This is a genomic window from Streptomyces sp. NPDC047130 (genome assembly GCF_040643475.1).
In the GTDB taxonomy this organism is placed as follows: Bacteria; Actinomycetota; Actinomycetes; order Streptomycetales; family Streptomycetaceae; genus Streptomyces.
On record NZ_JBEYUK010000001.1, the window covers coordinates 255,429 to 271,486 of the forward strand.

Genomic DNA, 16,058 nt, shown 5'->3' on the forward strand with positions numbered 1-16,058 from the left:
ACACGCACCCGTCCCTAGCGGTACGGCGCGGGCGCGATAGCCTGACGCCCGGATCTCTTGACGCCAAGAGATCGATCATTTGTATCGTTGATCGATCATCATGGTGGGCAGCCGGGCCGATCGTCCGGGGGCCGCCTCGCGACGGGCGCCGGGGATCCCCGCATCCCGGGGCGGACCGCCCCACCGCCTGCTGTCCTACGGAGAACGCCATGACCCGCACTCCCGTGAACGTCACTGTCACCGGCGCCGCCGGCCAGATCGGTTACGCCCTGCTCTTCCGCATCGCCTCCGGCCAGCTGCTCGGCGCGGACGTGCCGGTCAAGCTGCGCCTGCTGGAGATCACCCCGGCGCTCAAGGCCGCCGAGGGCACCGCCATGGAGCTCGACGACTGCGCCTTCCCGCTCCTCCAGGGCATCGAGATCACCGACGACCCGAACGTCGCCTTCGACGGCTCCAACGTGGCCCTCCTGGTCGGCGCCCGCCCGCGCACCAAGGGCATGGAGCGCGGTGACCTCCTCGAGGCCAACGGCGGCATCTTCAAGCCCCAGGGCAAGGCCATCAACGACAACGCCGCGGACGACATCCGTGTGCTGGTCGTCGGCAACCCGGCCAACACCAACGCCCTGATCGCCCAGGCCGCCGCCCCGGACGTCCCGGCCGAGCGCTTCACCGCGATGACCCGTCTGGACCACAACCGCGCGCTGACCCAGCTCGCCAAGAAGACGGGCACGTCGGTCTCCGACATCAAGCGCCTGACCATCTGGGGCAACCACTCCGCCACCCAGTACTCGGACATCCACCACGCCACCATCGGCGGCAAGTCCGCCGTCGAGGTCGTGAACGACGAGAAGTGGCTGACCGAGGAGTTCATCCCGACCGTCGCCAAGCGCGGCGCCGCGATCATCGAGGCCCGTGGCGCGTCCTCCGCCGCCTCCGCCGCCAACGCCGCCATCGACCACGTCCACACCTGGGTCAACGGCACCGAGGAGGGCAACTGGACCTCCATGGCGATCCCGTCGGACGGCTCCTACGGCGTCCCGGAGGGCCTGATCTCCTCCTTCCCGGTCACCTGCAAGGACGGCAAGTACGAGATCGTCCAGGGCCTGGAGATCAACGACTTCTCCCGCGCCAAGATCGACGCCTCGGTCGCCGAGCTGGCCGAGGAGCGCGAGGCCGTCCGTTCGCTGGGCCTCATCTGAGCCCGACGCCGACACGGCACCCTGACCGCCCCGGCGGGCCCTTCTCGGGCCCCCGGGGCGGTTCCGTGTTCCTGGGCGCAACTCGGCGGTGACGGCGTCGACTTCACGCCACACCGGGACGGAATCGGCCATGCCGCCCCGGGCTCACCGTGGGCAACAGGGACAACTCGCGCGCTTCGCGGGGGATTTCGGCACCACGGGAACCAGGTGTTCCAGCGTGTGTTTATCATGTGGCACTCGGTCGCGTTCGCGACCGTTCGCAAGCACCCCCAGGTCTTGGGGAGTTGCAGATTTCGCGGGCTGGTGTGCGCTCTCCGTCAGTCTGTTGCCGTGACGTGACGCTGCCACGCCCGGAGGGGAAACGTATGTTCCGTATACGGAGACGCGCCACCGCGCGGCTGTCCGCCGCGATACTCGTCGCCGGTCTCAGTGTCGGCGGCTCCCTGGCCACCGCCGGCGTCGCCGCCGCCGACGACGCCGCGGCCGGCGGAGCCACGGCGACGCTCAGGGACGAGATGGCCTACAAGGGCGACGCCACCATCGACGGCGACGACGTCCCCGCCGGCCTCTTCCAGATGGACGTGGCGGGCGGTGGTGGCACGCTGCAGACCTACTGCATCGACGCGCACACCGACACGGTCTTCCGGGCGTCCTACCGGGAAGCCTCCTGGGCCCAGTCCTCCCTGGCCAACAACCCCGACGCGGGCAAGATCCACTGGATCCTGAAGAACTCCTTCCCGCAGGTGAGCGACGTCGCCGCGCTCGCGAAGCAGGCCGGGATCACGGGCGAGCTGACCAAGGACGACGCCGCCGCCGGCACCCAGGTCGCCATCTGGCGCTACTCGGACCACGTGAAGGCCGAGGCGAAGGACACCGAGGCGGAGGCCCTCGCCGACTACCTCGAGGAGCAGGCCAAGACCAAGGCCGTCGAGGAGCCGACGGCGTCGCTCTCGCTGAGCTCGGCGTCCGTGGCGGGCAAGGCGGGCGAGAAGCTCGGCCCCGTCACCGTCACCACCAACGCCGAAAGCGCCGCGGTCAAGGTCGCCGGTGCGGGCGTCCAGGTCGTCGACGGGTCGGGCAACCCGGTCACCAGCGCTTCCAACGGCACCGAGCTGTACCTGGACGTTCCGGCCGCCACCCCGGCCGGCACCGCCACCGTCACCGTCGAAGGGTCGCTGGCCCTGTCGGTCGGCCGGGCGTTCGTCGGCGAGAAGGTGCGGACCCAGACCCAGATCCTCGCCGGTTCCACGGAGAGCAAGGTCGCCGCGTCCTTCACCGCCACGTGGGGCGAGAAGGACCACACCGGCCCCGTGCTCGCGGCCGAGGCCGTGAAGAACTGCGCCAAGGGCGGCGTCGACGTCAAGGTCACCAACAGCGGTGACGAGGCGGGCGAGGTCACCGTCGGCGGCGAGAAGCACACCGTCGAGGCGGGCAAGGACCTCACCGTCACCGTTCCGGTGAAGGAGGACGCCGAGTACAGCATCGCCGTCACCGGTCCGAACGGTCTCGACCAGACCTTCACCGGCGTGCTCGACTGCCAGACCGCCGGCGACGGCGGCTCCGAGAGCCCCGCGCCCTCCACCGCGCCGAGCCCGGCCGGTGACCAGGGCGGCAACGCCGACGGCGGCAACCTCGCCGAGACCGGCAGCAACAGCGCCACCCCGGTCATCGCCGGTGTCGCCGTGGCGCTGGTGGTCGTGGGCGGCGTCACCATGGTGGTGCTGCGCAAGCGCAGGACCACCTGACCCGGCGGTCCGACGACCGGTGCCGCCGTCCTGAGCGCACGTCCTGACCAGCGGGCGCTCGCACGGCGGCACGAAGGGGCGGTCCCCGTCACCGGGGGCCGCCCCTTCCTCGTCCCCCTAGCTTGTCATGCGCACGACATACAGAGATGCGCGACCCCTTGCTATGTCCGGATTGCCCGCCGGATTCGGTGACTCATTCCACTTTCCGCGCCGAATCCGCATGCGCCCCGTCCGCTCGGGCAGGCGCAGCCGGTCCCCGAGGGTCACTGCGAGGTGACACAGGGGTATGGCACAGCAAGGAAAGGCAAGACGGCAGCATGGGTCATAGAAACGAAGGTCAATTCGGGGCGCGTCGCACCATTTCCGCGGGGGGAGAATGGCGCGAGGCGGTCTCGGGAGCGACCCGGGAGGTGATCGACCCGGCGGACGGCCGGCCGTTCGCCGTCGTCGCCGAGGGCGACGAGCGCGACGTCGACCTCGCGGTGGAGGCCGCGCGCCGCGCGTTCGACGGCGGCCAGGGCGTCTGGCCCCGCACCCCGGCCGCGCGGCGCGCCGACGTCCTGCGCCGCACCGCCGAGCTGCTCCGCCGCGACCGCGAGGAGCTGGGCCGGCTGGAGGCCCGCGACGCCGGCAAGACCGTCGAGGAGGGCCGCGTCGACATCGACTGCGTGGCCGACGCGTTCGCGTACTTCGCGGACCTGGTGGCCGCCGAGGCGCCCGGCCGGGTGGTCGACGCGGGCAGCGACGAGATCCACAGCGTGGTCGTGCACGAGCCGGTCGGCGTGTGCGCGCTGATCACCCCGTGGAACTACCCGCTGCTCCAGGCCAGTTGGAAGATCGCCCCGGCGCTGGCGGCGGGCAACACCTTCGTGGTCAAGCCCAGCGAGATCACCCCGCTCTCCACCGTGGCGCTGATCCGCCTGCTCGAGGAGGCCGGACTCCCCGCCGGGGCGGCCAACATCGTCACCGGTCCCGGGCACAGCGTGGGCGCCCGGATGGCCGAGCACCCCGACGTCGGCCTGGTCTCGTTCACCGGCGGCCTGGTCAGCGGGACCAAGGTGGCCAAGGCCGCCGCGGAGACCGCCAAGAAGGTCGCGCTGGAACTCGGCGGCAAGAACCCCAACGTGGTCTTCGCCGACGCCTGCGCCACCGAGGAGGGCTTCGACACCGCCGTCGACCAGGCGCTGAACGCGGCGTTCGTCCACAGCGGCCAGGTCTGCTCCGCGGGCGGCCGGCTGATCGTCGAGGAGTCGGTGAAGGAACGGTTCGTCGGTGAACTGGCCCGCCGCGCCGCGCGGATCCGGATCGGCCGCGGAACCGCCGAGGGCGTCGAGGCCGGTCCCCTGGTCTCCGAGGCGCAGCGCGCGAAGACCGAGGAATACGTGGCCTCGGCACTCGCCGACGGCGCCGTGCTGCGCGCCGGCGGCCGCCGCCCGGAGCCGTCCGCGGACCGTCCCGAGGGCGGCTACTACTACCTGCCCACCGTCCTCGACGACTGCGACCGCTCGATGCGCGTGGTCCGCGAGGAGGTCTTCGGCCCGGTCCTGACCGTGGAGACCTTCCGCACCGAGGACGAGGCCGTCGCGCTGGCCAACGACACCGAGTACGGGCTGGCCGGAGCCGTCTGGACCGCCGACGCGGGCCGCGCCCGCCGGGTCGCCGGGCGGCTGCGCCACGGCACCGTCTGGATCAACGACTTCCACCCCTACCTGCCGCAGGCGGAGTGGGGCGGGTTCGGGAAGAGCGGCGTCGGCCGCGAGCTCGGTCCCTCCGGGCTCGCCGAGTACCGCGAGACCAAGCACGTCTACCAGAACCTCGCCCCCCGCCCGGTCCGGTGGTTCGCGGGCTGACCCGCCCGCCCGACCGCCCCCTCTCCCGCACACGAGTTCCGAGTTCCAGGAGGACCTCCTCCCATGACCACCTCCCCCACCCCCGGCACGCCCCGCCCCACCGAGTACGACTACGTGGTGGTCGGCGGCGGCACCGCCGGCTCGGTGATCGCCGCCCGGCTCACCGAGAACCCGGACGTCACCGTCGCCGTCATCGAGGGCGGCCCCAGCGACCGCGACCGCGAGGACGTGCTGACCCTGCGCCGCTGGACGGGCCTGCTCGGCGGCGACCTCGACTACGACTACCCGACCGTCGAGCAGCCCCGCGGCAACTCCCACATCCGCCACAGCCGCGCCAAGGTGCTCGGCGGCTGCTCCTCGCACAACACCCTGATCTCCTTCAAGCCGCTGCCCTCCGACTGGGACGAGTGGGAGGAGGCGGGCGCCAAGGGCTGGAACGCGGTGGCCATGGAGGCCTACTTCGCGCGCCTGCGGAACAACATCGTCCCGGTCGACGAGAAGGACCGGAACGCCATCGCCCGCGACTTCGTGGACGCCGCGCAGAAGGCGACCGGGGTGCCGCGCGTCGAGGGCTTCAACAAGAAGCCCTTCGCGGAGGGCGTCGGCTTCTTCGACCTGGCCTACCACCCGGAGAACAACAAGCGCTCCTCCGCCTCGGTGGCCTACCTGCACCCGGTCATGGACGACCGCGCCAACCTCCACCTGTGGCTGGAGACCTGGGCGTACAGGCTGCGGATGGACGGCACCCGCGCCGAGGGCGTGCACGTGCGCACCAAGGACGGCGCCGAGCACCTGGTCCGCGCCCGCCGCGAGGTGCTGCTGTGCGCCGGGGCCGTGGACACCCCGCGGCTGCTGCTGCTCTCCGGCATCGGCCCCCGCCAGGACCTGGAGGCGCTGGGGATCCCCGTCGTCCACGACCTGCCGGGCGTGGGCGAGAACCTGCTGGACCACCCCGAATCGGTGATCGTCTGGGAGACCGACGGCCCGATCCCGGAGAACTCCGCTATGGACTCCGACGCCGGACTCTTCGTCCGCCGCGACCCCGGACACCCCGGCCCGGACCTGATGTTCCACTTCTACCAGGTGCCGTTCACCGACAACCCGGAGCGCCTCGGCTACCGGCGGCCCGAGCACGGCGTGTCGATGACGCCGAACATCCCCAAGCCGAGGAGCCGCGGCCGCCTCCACCTGACCAGCGCCGACCCCGAGGTCAAACCCGCGCTGGACTTCCGGTACTTCACCGACGAGGACGACCACGACGCCCGGACCCTGGTCGACGGCATCCGCATCGCCCGCGAGATCGCGGCGACCGAGCCCCTGGCCGGCTGGCTCAAGCGCGAGGTCTGCCCCGGCCCGGAGATCACCTCCGACGAGGAACTGAGCGAGTACGCCCGCAAGGTCGCGCACACCGTCTACCACCCGGCCGGCACCTGCCGGATGGGCGCCGCCGACGACGAGGCCGCCGTCGTCGATCCCGAACTGCGCATCCGCGGCCTGCGGAACATCCGCGTCGCCGACGCCTCGGTCTTCCCGACCATGACCGCCGTCAACCCCATGATCGGCGTGCTGATGGTCGGCGAGAAGGCCGCCGAACTGGTCGGGGGCGACGCCCGATGACCGTCCCGGACACCACGGAGCACACCACCATGAGCAGTCCCGAGCCCGCCGCCGCGCCCGTCTTCTCGGTCCGCGGCCTGTGGAAGGTCTTCGGCCCCAAGGCCGAACGCATCCCCGGCGACCAGGAGCTGGCGGGCCTCTCGCAGGCCGGGCTGCGGGAACGCACCGGCTGCACCGCCGCCGTCCGCGACGTCTCCTTCGACGTCCACCGGGGCGAGGTCTTCGTCGTGATGGGCCTCTCCGGATCCGGCAAGTCCACGCTGGTGCGCTGCCTGACCCGGCTGATCGAACCGACCTCCGGCGCCCTGGAGTTCGACGGCGACGACCTGCTCGCCATGGACAAGGACAAGCTGCGCGAACTCCGCCGCCGCCGCGCCTCCATGGTGTTCCAGCACTTCGGCCTGCTGCCGCACCGCACCGTGCTGGACAACGTCGCCCACGGCCTGGAGATCCAGGGCGTCGGACGCGCCGAACGCCGCGCCCGCGCCGCCGAGACGGTCGCCAAGGTCGGTCTCGACGGCCTGGAGAACCGCCGCCCCGGCCAGCTCTCCGGCGGCCAGCAGCAGCGCGTCGGCCTCGCCCGCGCGCTCGCCGTCGACCCCGAGGTCCTGCTCTTCGACGAGCCGTTCAGCGCCCTGGACCCGCTGATCCGCCGTGACATGCAGGAGGAGGTCATCCGGCTGCACCGCGAGGAGGGCCGGACCATGGTCTTCATCACCCACGACCTCGGAGAGGCGCTCCGGGTCGGCGACCGCATCGCGCTGATGCGCGACGGCGAGGTCGTCCAGCTCGGCACCCCCGAGGAGATCGTCGGCTCCCCGGCCGACGCGTACGTCCGCGACTTCGTCCGGGACGTGCCGCGCGAGCAGGTCATGACGGTGCGCCGGGCCATGCGCCCGCTCGCCGCCGGGGAGGTGGCCGACGGCCCCGTGGTCGCCCCGACCGCCACCGTCTCCGAGGCCGTCGAGGCCGTCGCCCGCACCGGGACGCCCGCCCGGGTGATGGAGAACGGCCGCTGCCTCGGCGTCGTCGACCAGGACGGCCTGCTGCGCGTGGTCGCCGGCCTGGACGCCGGCCGCGAGGAGGTGGCCGCCTGATGCGCCGCTGCACCCTCGGCCCCGCCACCGTGCCGACCGCCGCCCGCCCCGGCGCGGACACCCCGGCCCACCCCGCCGCGCCCCGGCCGTCCTGCGGTCCGGTCCCGCCCCGGCCGTCCGCCCGGAGGCCGGTGACGCGGATCCGGCCCACGGCCCCCGGCGGAAGGAGGCGATGCGCATGAGCACCGCCACCGGCTCCGCCCGCACCCCGCGCGCCGACGACCACCGGGACGACCACGCCGCCGCACGCCCCGAGGGCCGTGCCGCCGGACCCGGCGAGGGCCGTGCCGAGGGCCGCACCGCCGAGCGCACCGCCCCGGCCGGCGACCGCCGGCACGCCGCCCCGGCCGGCGACCGCCGGCACGCCGCCCCGGCCGGCGACCGCCCCGCCACCCGGCGCGGCACCGACTCCGCCTCCCCGCCGGCCCCAGGCGGCCGGGCCCCCGGCGCCCCCGGCGGGGAGACCACCGACACCAGCGGCGGGGACACCACCGGCACCACCGGCCGTGACGCCGCCCCGGCTCGCCTGCGCGCGGCCCTGGCCGGGCGTCCCGTCCTGCGCCGGCTGCTCGCCGCCGCGGTGGTCCTGATCCCCGTGGCCGCCGCCCTCTGGGGCAGCGGCGGATGGCCCCAGCAGCTCGCCGTCGACGTCAGGACGCCGCTGGACGACGCCTACGACTGGGTGATCGACAACCGCGCGACCAACCCGGTCTTCCTCTACTTCCTGCTCCACCTGAGCAACTGGGCGGAGATCTCGGTCGACGCCGTCACCGTCCTCCTGCTCCAGCTCGGCTGGTTCGGCGTGATCACCGCCGCGGTCCTGCTGGCCTGGCGGGTCGGCGGCGCCGGCCTGCGCGGGCTGCGTACCGCGGGCGTGGCCCTGGCCGCGTTCGCCGTCTGCGGCGTCCTCGACATGTGGGAAGCCACCATGGAGACGCTGGCGCTCATGGCGGTCGCGGTGACCGTCTCCGTGGCGATCGGCCTCCTCCTGGGCCTAGCCGCAGGACTCTCCGACCGCTTCGACCGCTTCCTGCGGCCGGTGCTGGACACCATGCAGATCATGCCGGCGTTCGCCTACCTGCTGCCGCTGGTGCTGCTCTTCCAGATCGGCGTGCCCGCCGCGCTGATCGCCACCGTGATCTACGCCGTCCCGCCGATGGCCCGCCTGACCTCGCTCGGTCTGCGCGGCGCGGACCAGGGCGTGCTGGAGGCCGTCCGCTCGCTGGGCGCCGGCCCGGTGCAGCGACTGCTGACCGCCCGCCTGCCGCTGGCCCGCAAGGAGATCCTGCTGGGCCTCAACCAGACGATCATGATGGCGCTGTCGATGGTCACCATCGCCTCGGTCGTCGGGGCCGGCGGCCTCGGCGAGGAGGTCTTCAGCGCCCTGTCCACCGTGGACGTCGGCAGCGCCCTGGCGGCCGGCATCCCGATCGTGCTGCTCGCCGTCTGGCTGGACCGCACCACCGCGGTGGCCGGGCAGCGGGTCGCCGAGGGCGCCGACCACGAGGCCACCGGCGCGCGCGCCCTGCTGCACGGCCGACGGGCCTGGGCGCTGGTCGCCGCGGTGTTCGCGGTGGTCGTGCCGCTCGGCCGGAAGTTCCTCATCGAGGAGTGGCCGGAGCTGTGGGTGGTGGAGATCGCCCGGCCGGTCAACGAGGCCGTGCAGTGGTTCACCGCCCACCTCGCCACCGGCGTCCCGTTGGTCGGCGGCACCCGGGTGTGGGCCGACGGCTTCACCACCGGGGTGCTCTCCCCCCTGCGCGACGGCCTGCAGGCGATGCCCTGGTGGTCGCTGGTGCTGGTCGCGGCCGTCCTCGGCCTGCTGGCCGGCGGATGGAAGGCGATGTGCACCGCCGCCGCCTCCCTCGCGCTGATCGGCGTGATCGGCCTGTGGGACAAGTCCCTCGACACCCTCTCCCAGGCGATCGCCGGCGTGGCGCTCACCCTGGTGCTCGGCTTCGCGATCGGCGTCGTCGCCGCCCGGGTCGGCTGGGTCGAACGGGCGCTGCGCCCGGTGCTGGACGTGCTGCAGACGCTGCCGCAGTTCATCTACCTCATCCCGGTGGTCGCCCTGTTCAACGTGGGCCGCTCCGCCGCCGTCGCCGCGGCCGTGCTGTACGCGCTGCCCGCCGTCGTGCGGATCACCGTGCAGGGCCTGAAGCAGGTCGACGCCGGCACCCTCGAGGCCTCCCGGTCGCTGGGCGCGAGCACCTTCCAGCAGATCCGCCAGGTGCAGCTCCCGCTGGCGCGGCCCGCGCTGATGCTCGCCCTCAACCAGGGCGTGGTGCTGGTCCTCGCCATGGTCGTCGTCGGCGGCTTCGTCGGCTCCGGCGCGCTGGGCTACGACGTGGTCCACGGCCTGCAGAAGAGCGAGCTGGGCACCGGACTCGCGGCCGGCGTCGCCATCGTCCTGCTCGGCGTCGCCCTCGACCGCGCCACCCAGCGCCGCGCCACGGCCGCCTGACACCCCGGCACCCGCACCACGCCACCCGACCACCCGACCACCCGCCACCCGGCATCCGGCATCCGCCCGGCCGGGGCGCCCCCGCCCCGGCCGGTGCCGAGCCGGTGTCCCGTGCCCGGCCGCCGCCGCGAACCCCCGTGCCCCGTGCCCCACCGGCGGGCCGGCCGGACCCCGAACGAACGGAACGAGAGAACCCATGAAGCCCTCGCGCACGACCCGCACGGCCCGCACGACCCGCACCTCCCGCACGACCCGTGTCGCCGTCGCCGCCACCGCCGTCCTCACCGCCACCGGCCTGACCGCCTGCGGCGCCGCCGACACCGGCGCCACCGCCTCCTCCGGCGGGGCCGGGGACAAGGTCACCATCGCGGTGCCGTCCTGGGTCGGCGCCGAGGCGAACGCCGCCGTCGCCGCGCACATCCTGGAGCAGGAGTACGACGTCCGCGTCGAGAAGACCCAGATCGACGAGTCGGTCGCCTTCGACGGGCTGGACAGCGGCAAGATCGACGCCGTCCTCGAGGACTGGGGCGGCGCCCCCGACAAGATCGAGAAGTACGTCGACGAGCGGAAGAGCGTCGTCTCCGCCGGCGACCTCGGCGTCACCGGGAAGATCGGCTGGTTCGTGCCGGAGTACCTGGCCCGGAAGCACCCGGACATCACCGACTGGAAGAACCTCGACACATACGCGCACCTGTTCCGTACCGCGGAGAGCGGCGACAAGGGCCAGCTGCTCGAGGGCTCGCCGTCGTACACCACCAACGACGACGCGCTGGTGAAGAACCTCGACCTCGACCTCAAGACGGTCTACGCCGGCTCCGAGGCCGCGCAGATCACCCAGATCCAGCAGAACTACAAGGCCAAGAAGCCCTTCCTGACCTACTGGTGGACCCCGAACTGGGTCAACGAGGACGTCAAGATGGTCGAGGTGAAGCTCCCCGAGTGGACCGAGGGCTGCGACGACGACCCCGAGGCCGTCGACTGCGGCTACCCCGAGACCCCGCTGCAGAAGTACCTCAACGCCGACTTCGCGCAGGACGGCGGCGAGCCGGCCGAGTTCCTCAAGCGGATGCGGTGGACCGAGGAGGATCAGAACGAGGTCGCCGCGATGATCGCCGGGGAGCGGATGAGCCCGGAGGACGCCGCCGAGAAGTGGGTGGCCGAGAACGAGGACGTCTGGAAGGCGTGGCTGGCCTGAGGCACGGCCGGCAGGCATCCCGCCCGTCCCCGACGGGTAGGGAGACCGGCGGGCGGTGAACCTGACACCACCGCCCGGGGCCCCGCGGGACACCCCGTCCACGGGACGGACGGTGCCCGTGGGGCCCTTGTCATGGGACCGACATTGCTCTCCCGCGCGGAGATCCCTAGGCTGCCGGGCGTAGCGCGACGCTGCACACCTGTGCGGAGGGAACCGAACGAGTGCCTCCGGGTGTCTTGACGTCGGGCACCGCTCGCACCGACCCGGGGGGAAACACCATGGCACAGAAGCAGCGCCGACGGCTGCGCTCCAGCACGGTCGTCCTGGGCGGCATGGGCGTCGTCGCGGCGACCCTGACCTCCTGCAGTTCGGAGCCCGACCGCCGCTGCGTCGACACCGACAGCTACGAGTACGCCAACGGCTACCGGATCGTCGCGGACTCCAACTGCTCGTCGTACACGAGCGGCAGCGACTGGTACTACGACGCCGACGTCGAGGGCGGCTGGGCCGAGGACGGCACCTTCGACCGCGAGGAGGCCGTCGACCGCAACGGCTTCGGTTGCAGCGGCAGCGGCGGGGGCTGACCGGACCCGTGGAACGCCGCACCACCCAGCCCCGCGCCGGCTGGCAGGAGACCGTCGAGGCGCAGGGCCTGATCTACCCCCTCACCCGCCACCCCGACGGCGAGCTCCGCCCGTACTGGGACGAGAGCGCGTACTACGTCTTCTCGCTGCCCGAGGTCGAGGCGCTGGAGGAGGTCGTCGAGGAGCTGCACGGCATGTGCCTGGCGGCCGCCGACTTCATCGTGCGGGAGCAGCGGTTCGCGGACCTCGGGATCACCGACGGCCGGGTGGCCGCGGCGATCGCCGAGTCCTGGCGCCGCCGCGAGGAGGTCCCCTCCGTCTACGGCCGGTTCGACCTGCGTTACGACGGCACCGGCCCGGCCAAGATGCTGGAGTACAACGCCGACACGCCGACCTCCCTGGTCGAGGCCGCCAGCCCGCAGTGGTTCTGGATGGAGGAGCGCTTCCCCGGCGCCGACCAGTGGAACTCCCTGCACGAGCGGCTGGTGGAGGCCTGGCGCAGCCAGGCGCACCTGCTGCCGCCCGGCGCCCCGCTCCACTTCGCCCACACGGCGGGCGACGAGCTGGGCGAGGACCTGATGACGGTCGCCTACCTGATGGAGACCGCCGAGCAGGCCGGACTGCGGACCGAGTGGATCTCCATGGAGGACATCGGCTGGGACCGGCTGAGCCGCCGCTTCGTCGACAAGAAGCTCCGCTTCATCCGCAGCTGCTTCAAGCTCTACCCGTGGGAGTGGCTGACCACCGACCGCTTCGGACCGCAGGCGATGAGCACGCTCGACCTCGGCGGCGGCACGGGCTCGACGCTGTGGATCGAGCCGATGTGGAAGATGCTGCTCAGCAACAAGGCGCTGCTGGCGATCCTCTGGGAGCTCTACCCCGGCCACCCCAACCTGCTCGCCTCCTACGTGGACGGCCCGCGCGAACTCGCCCGCACCACCGGCTACGTCGCCAAGCCGCTGCTCGGGCGCGAGGGCGCGGGCGTGACGGTCCACGAGGCGGGGTCGGGGGCCCCGGCCCCCGCTCCGGACCAGCCCTGCTGCTACCAGGAGCTGGCGCCGCTGCCGTCCTTCGACGGCAACCGGGTGGTGCTCGGGGCGTGGGTGGTCCAGGGCGAGGCGGCCGGCCTCGGCATCCGGGAGTCGGACGGCCTGGTGACCGACGGCTACGCGCGCTTCCTGCCGCACGTCATCCTCTGAGCCCCGCGCCGTCCTGCCCCGCGCTGTTCTGCCGCGCGCTGTTCTGTCGCGCGCCGTTCCGCCCCGCGCCGCCCTGCCCCGCGCCGTTCCGCCCCGCGCCGTCCCGTCGCGGGCCGTCCGCCGGGCCGTCCGCCGGGCCGGCCTTCGCCGCGTTCTCCGGGCGCAGGAGCAGGCCCACCGGGGGCCGGGTCAGCGGCCGGGCCAGGCGGCGCACCGGCGTCGAGCCGAGCACCATGGCGAGCAGCACCGCGCAGGCCACCAGGCCGGCCACCTCCAGTGGCCGGTCCACCCGCGCGATCACGCCCTTCTCGCGGAACGGCAGGATCACCAGCGGGTGGAGCAGGTAGATGGTGAAGCCGCCGGCGCCCATCGAGGAGATCAGCGGCAGCCGCCGGCGCGGCATCACCCGCAGCAGGCAGAGCACCAGCGCGGCCCCGCAGACCAGCACCGTCAGGCGGATCAGCCAGGCCCACTCCAGGCCCATCGGGTCGTCGGGGGAGTACGCGTGCCGCATCGACAGCCAGCGGCCCTCGACGTCCCGGTGCCACAGCAGACCGACGGCGACGGACGCCGCGATGCCGGCCACCGCCACCGGCAGCGTCCGGCGGCGGGTGAACCAGGAGGCGAGACCGCCCTGCCCGATCCGCCAGCCGAGGAGGAACAGCGGCAGGTAGACCAGGGTCCGCGAGGCCGAGAACTGCATGCCGAACTCGGGCAGGTAGCCCACCCCGAGCGCCACGACCGTGGTGGTCGCCAGCGGGAACCGCAGCTGGGCCACCAGGGGCAGCAGCAGCCGCCAGAAGAACAGCGACATCAGGAACCACAGGTTCCAGGGGAGTTGCGCGACGTGCAGCCGGAACTCCGCGCCCAGCGCCCAGCTCTCCAGCGAGAACAGCAGCCCGAAGAGCAGCCCGGGCAGCGCGACGGACCGGACGAGGGAGCGCAGCCGGCGGTCCCCGAGCGGTTCCGCGCTGCTGAACACGCCGGCCAGCAGCACGAACGCCGGCACGCGGAACGCCCAGGCGCCGAGCTGGAAGGCGTGCAGCGCGTCGATCCGGGGGAGCAGGCTGCCCACGGTGTGCAGCACGACGATCAGCGTGGCGGCCACGAAGCGGGTGTTGTCCCACCACGGGTCCCGGCTGCCCGCCGCGACCGCACGGGGCGACGGGGCCGCCGCCGCGTCGGCGAGGGGGAGGGGAGCGGGCGGCGTTCTCGGGACGGTGGTCATCGGGCGGCGGACTCCTGGAACGGGCCGCGGACGGCGCGGCGGCGGGACGACGGGACGACGGGACGACGGGACGACGGGGCGGCGGGGCGGCGGGGCGGCGGGACGGAGGGGCGGCGGGGCGACGGCGGGGCCGGCGGTGATGTGCGGGGCCGGTGCAGGCTAGGCGCGCCGTCCATCGCCCGGGTGAACACCGGATGGACTGCAGCCCCCCTTCCGCCGCGGGCGGCGCGGGTGCCGGCCGGTCCGGGGGCGCCACCGCCGGGTGGGCGGGCGGGTGGGGGCGCCCGGTAGGGTGGCTCCGGGCCGTGACTGGCGCGCTGGGATGGGACGGACCATCGGGGAGCGGCCCGCAGAACGACACGTGCCGTGCGCCTGGGCCACACCGTGACCGCACCCTGCCGGAGGCCGCCATGTCAGACCTTTCCCCCGAGTCCGCCGCGTACCGGGCCGCCCTGGACGTCGTCCGCGCCGTCGAGCCGCGGGTCGCCGACGCGATCGGGCAGGAGCTCACCGACCAGCGCGAGATGCTCAAGCTGATCGCCTCGGAGAACTACGCCTCCCCGGCGACCCTGCTCGCGATGGGCAACTGGTTCAGCGACAAGTACGCCGAGGGCACCGTCGGCCGCCGCTTCTACGCCGGCTGCCGCAACGTCGACACCGTCGAGTCCCTCGCCGCCGAGCACGCCCGCGAGCTGTTCGGCGCCCGCCACGCCTACGTCCAGCCGCACTCCGGCATCGACGCCAACCTGGTCGCCTTCTGGTCGGTGCTCGCCGACCGCGTGGAGGCCCCGGCCCTCGCCAAGGCCGGCGTCCGCCAGGTCAACGAGCTCTCCGACGCCGACTGGGCCGAGCTGCGCGCCGCCTTCGGCAACCAGCGCATGCTCGGCATGTCGCTGGACGCCGGCGGCCACCTCACCCACGGCTTCCGCCCCAACATCTCCGGCAAGATGTTCGACCAGCGCTCCTACGGCACCGACCCGGCCACCGGCCTGGTCGACTACCAGGCGCTGCGCGAGACCGCCCGCGAGTTCAAGCCGCTGATCATCGTGGCCGGCTACTCCGCCTACCCCCGCCTGGTGAACTTCCGGATCATGCGGGAGATCGCCGACGAGGTCGGCGCGACCCTGATGGTCGACATGGCGCACTTCGCGGGCCTGGTGGCCGGCAAGGTGCTCACCGGCGACTTCGACCCGGTCCCGCACGCCCAGATCGTCACCACCACCACCCACAAGTCGCTGCGCGGCCCGCGCGGCGGCATGGTGCTGTGCGACGACTCGCTGAAGGACCAGGTCGACCGCGGCTGCCCGATGGTCCTCGGCGGCCCGCTGCCGCACGTGATGGCCGCCAAGGCCGTCGCCCTCGCCGAGGCGCGGCAGCCCGCCTTCCAGGACTACGCGCAGCGCATCGTGGACAACGCCAAGGCGCTCGCCGAGGGCCTGACGAGCCGCGGCGCCACGCTGGTCACCGGCGGCACCGACAACCACCTCAACCTGATCGACGTGGCCTCCTCCTACGGCCTCACCGGCCGCCAGGCGGAGCAGGCGCTGCTGGACTCCGGCATCGTCACCAACCGCAACGCGATCCCCGCCGACCCGAACGGCGCCTGGTACACCTCCGGCATCCGCATCGGCACCCCCGCGCTGACCACCCGCGGCCTGGGCACGGCGGAGATGGACGAGATCGCCGCCCTGATCGACCGCGTCCTCACCGAGGCCGTGCCGGGCACCACCGCCAAGGGCGCGCCCTCCAAGGCACAGCACGTCCTCGACGCGAAGGTCTCCGACGAGGTCTCCCGCCGGGCCACCGAGCTGGTCGCCGGCTTCCCGCTGTACCCGCAGATCGACCTGGGCTGACCCGCCCGCCGTCCGGGGCGCCCGCCG

Annotated in this window: 11 protein-coding genes and 1 riboswitch; of the genes, 10 read left to right on the forward strand and 1 reads right to left on the reverse strand. The window is 73.3% G+C overall.

The window, feature by feature from the left end; all coding sequences use genetic code 11:
* Positions 1-209: 209 nt before the first annotated feature.
* The 9 genes from ABZ836_RS01160 to ABZ836_RS01200 all read left to right on the forward strand — a co-directional run bounded on the left by ABZ836_RS01160 (position 210) and on the right by ABZ836_RS01200 (position 12,950).
* Entirely contained in the window at positions 210-1,199 is a 990-nt protein-coding gene (locus ABZ836_RS01160) for a malate dehydrogenase (protein WP_356128866.1), read from the forward strand.
* Between the two features lie 365 nt (positions 1,200-1,564).
* Positions 1,565-2,944, forward strand: a complete 1,380-nt coding sequence (locus ABZ836_RS01165) for a Cys-Gln thioester bond-forming surface protein (RefSeq protein WP_361138188.1) — start codon at positions 1,565-1,567, stop codon at positions 2,942-2,944.
* Between the two features lie 317 nt (positions 2,945-3,261).
* Positions 3,262-4,794 (forward strand): aldehyde dehydrogenase family protein, encoded by a 1,533-nt coding sequence (locus ABZ836_RS01170; RefSeq protein ID WP_361138190.1) that lies wholly within the window; start codon positions 3,262-3,264, stop codon positions 4,792-4,794.
* Positions 4,795-4,857: 63 nt separating this feature from the next.
* The gene (locus tag ABZ836_RS01175) at positions 4,858-6,411 is read left to right on the forward strand and encodes a GMC oxidoreductase (RefSeq protein ID WP_361138192.1); all 1,554 of its coding nucleotides are present in this window, start codon (positions 4,858-4,860) and stop codon (positions 6,409-6,411) included.
* Positions 6,412-6,440: 29 nt separating this feature from the next.
* Complete coding sequence (locus tag ABZ836_RS01180; protein ID WP_361138194.1) at positions 6,441-7,508, forward strand: glycine betaine/L-proline ABC transporter ATP-binding protein; 1,068 nt, start codon at positions 6,441-6,443, stop codon at positions 7,506-7,508.
* A gap of 178 nt (positions 7,509-7,686) precedes the next feature.
* Positions 7,687-9,972: an ABC transporter permease subunit gene (locus tag ABZ836_RS01185; protein WP_361138196.1), complete on the forward strand. Its 2,286-nt coding sequence runs from the start codon at positions 7,687-7,689 to the stop codon at positions 9,970-9,972.
* A gap of 196 nt (positions 9,973-10,168) precedes the next feature.
* Positions 10,169-11,167: an ABC transporter substrate-binding protein gene (locus tag ABZ836_RS01190; protein ID WP_361138198.1), complete on the forward strand. Its 999-nt coding sequence runs from the start codon at positions 10,169-10,171 to the stop codon at positions 11,165-11,167.
* 278 nt (positions 11,168-11,445) lie between these two features.
* Positions 11,446-11,751, forward strand: coding sequence for a hypothetical protein (locus ABZ836_RS01195; protein WP_356128887.1), 306 nt, complete (start codon positions 11,446-11,448; stop codon positions 11,749-11,751).
* A gap of 8 nt (positions 11,752-11,759) precedes the next feature.
* Positions 11,760-12,950 carry a glutathionylspermidine synthase family protein gene (locus ABZ836_RS01200; protein WP_361138200.1) on the forward strand — a complete coding sequence of 397 codons (1,191 nt, stop codon included), beginning with the start codon at positions 11,760-11,762 and terminating at the stop codon, positions 12,948-12,950.
* On the opposite strand, the gene ABZ836_RS01205 is transcribed toward ABZ836_RS01200, so the two are convergent.
* The gene (locus ABZ836_RS01205) at positions 12,940-14,178 is read right to left on the reverse strand and encodes an acyltransferase family protein (protein WP_361138202.1); all 1,239 of its coding nucleotides are present in this window, start codon (positions 14,176-14,178) and stop codon (positions 12,940-12,942) included. The two genes, ABZ836_RS01200 and ABZ836_RS01205, sit on opposite strands and share 11 nt — an antisense overlap.
* Before the next feature lie 295 nt (positions 14,179-14,473).
* Positions 14,474-14,563: riboswitch (ZMP/ZTP riboswitch) on the forward strand.
* A 25-nt stretch (positions 14,564-14,588) separates the two neighbouring features.
* Between ABZ836_RS01205 and ABZ836_RS01210 the strand changes: the two genes are divergently transcribed.
* On the forward strand, positions 14,589-16,031 hold the full coding sequence (locus ABZ836_RS01210; protein ID WP_361138204.1) for a glycine hydroxymethyltransferase: 1,443 nt from the start codon (positions 14,589-14,591) through the stop codon (positions 16,029-16,031).
* Positions 16,032-16,058 lie beyond the last annotated feature (27 nt).

Bases quoted from the DNA above. Each gene is read 5' to 3' on its own strand.
- ABZ836_RS01160 (WP_356128866.1), top strand. From the start codon at position 210: ATGACCCGCACTCCCGTGAACGTCACTGTCACCGGCGCCGCCGGCCAG.
- ABZ836_RS01165 (WP_361138188.1), top strand. From the start codon at position 1,565: ATGTTCCGTATACGGAGACGCGCCACCGCGCGGCTGTCCGCCGCGATA.
- ABZ836_RS01170 (WP_361138190.1), top strand. From the start codon at position 3,262: ATGGGTCATAGAAACGAAGGTCAATTCGGGGCGCGTCGCACCATTTCC.
- ABZ836_RS01175 (WP_361138192.1), top strand. From the start codon at position 4,858: ATGACCACCTCCCCCACCCCCGGCACGCCCCGCCCCACCGAGTACGAC.
- ABZ836_RS01180 (WP_361138194.1), top strand. From the start codon at position 6,441: ATGAGCAGTCCCGAGCCCGCCGCCGCGCCCGTCTTCTCGGTCCGCGGC.
- ABZ836_RS01185 (WP_361138196.1), top strand. From the start codon at position 7,687: ATGAGCACCGCCACCGGCTCCGCCCGCACCCCGCGCGCCGACGACCAC.
- ABZ836_RS01190 (WP_361138198.1), top strand. From the start codon at position 10,169: ATGAAGCCCTCGCGCACGACCCGCACGGCCCGCACGACCCGCACCTCC.
- ABZ836_RS01195 (WP_356128887.1), top strand. From the start codon at position 11,446: ATGGCACAGAAGCAGCGCCGACGGCTGCGCTCCAGCACGGTCGTCCTG.
- ABZ836_RS01205 (WP_361138202.1), bottom strand. From the start codon at position 14,178: ATGACCACCGTCCCGAGAACGCCGCCCGCTCCCCTCCCCCTCGCCGAC.
- ABZ836_RS01210 (WP_361138204.1), top strand. From the start codon at position 14,589: ATGTCAGACCTTTCCCCCGAGTCCGCCGCGTACCGGGCCGCCCTGGAC.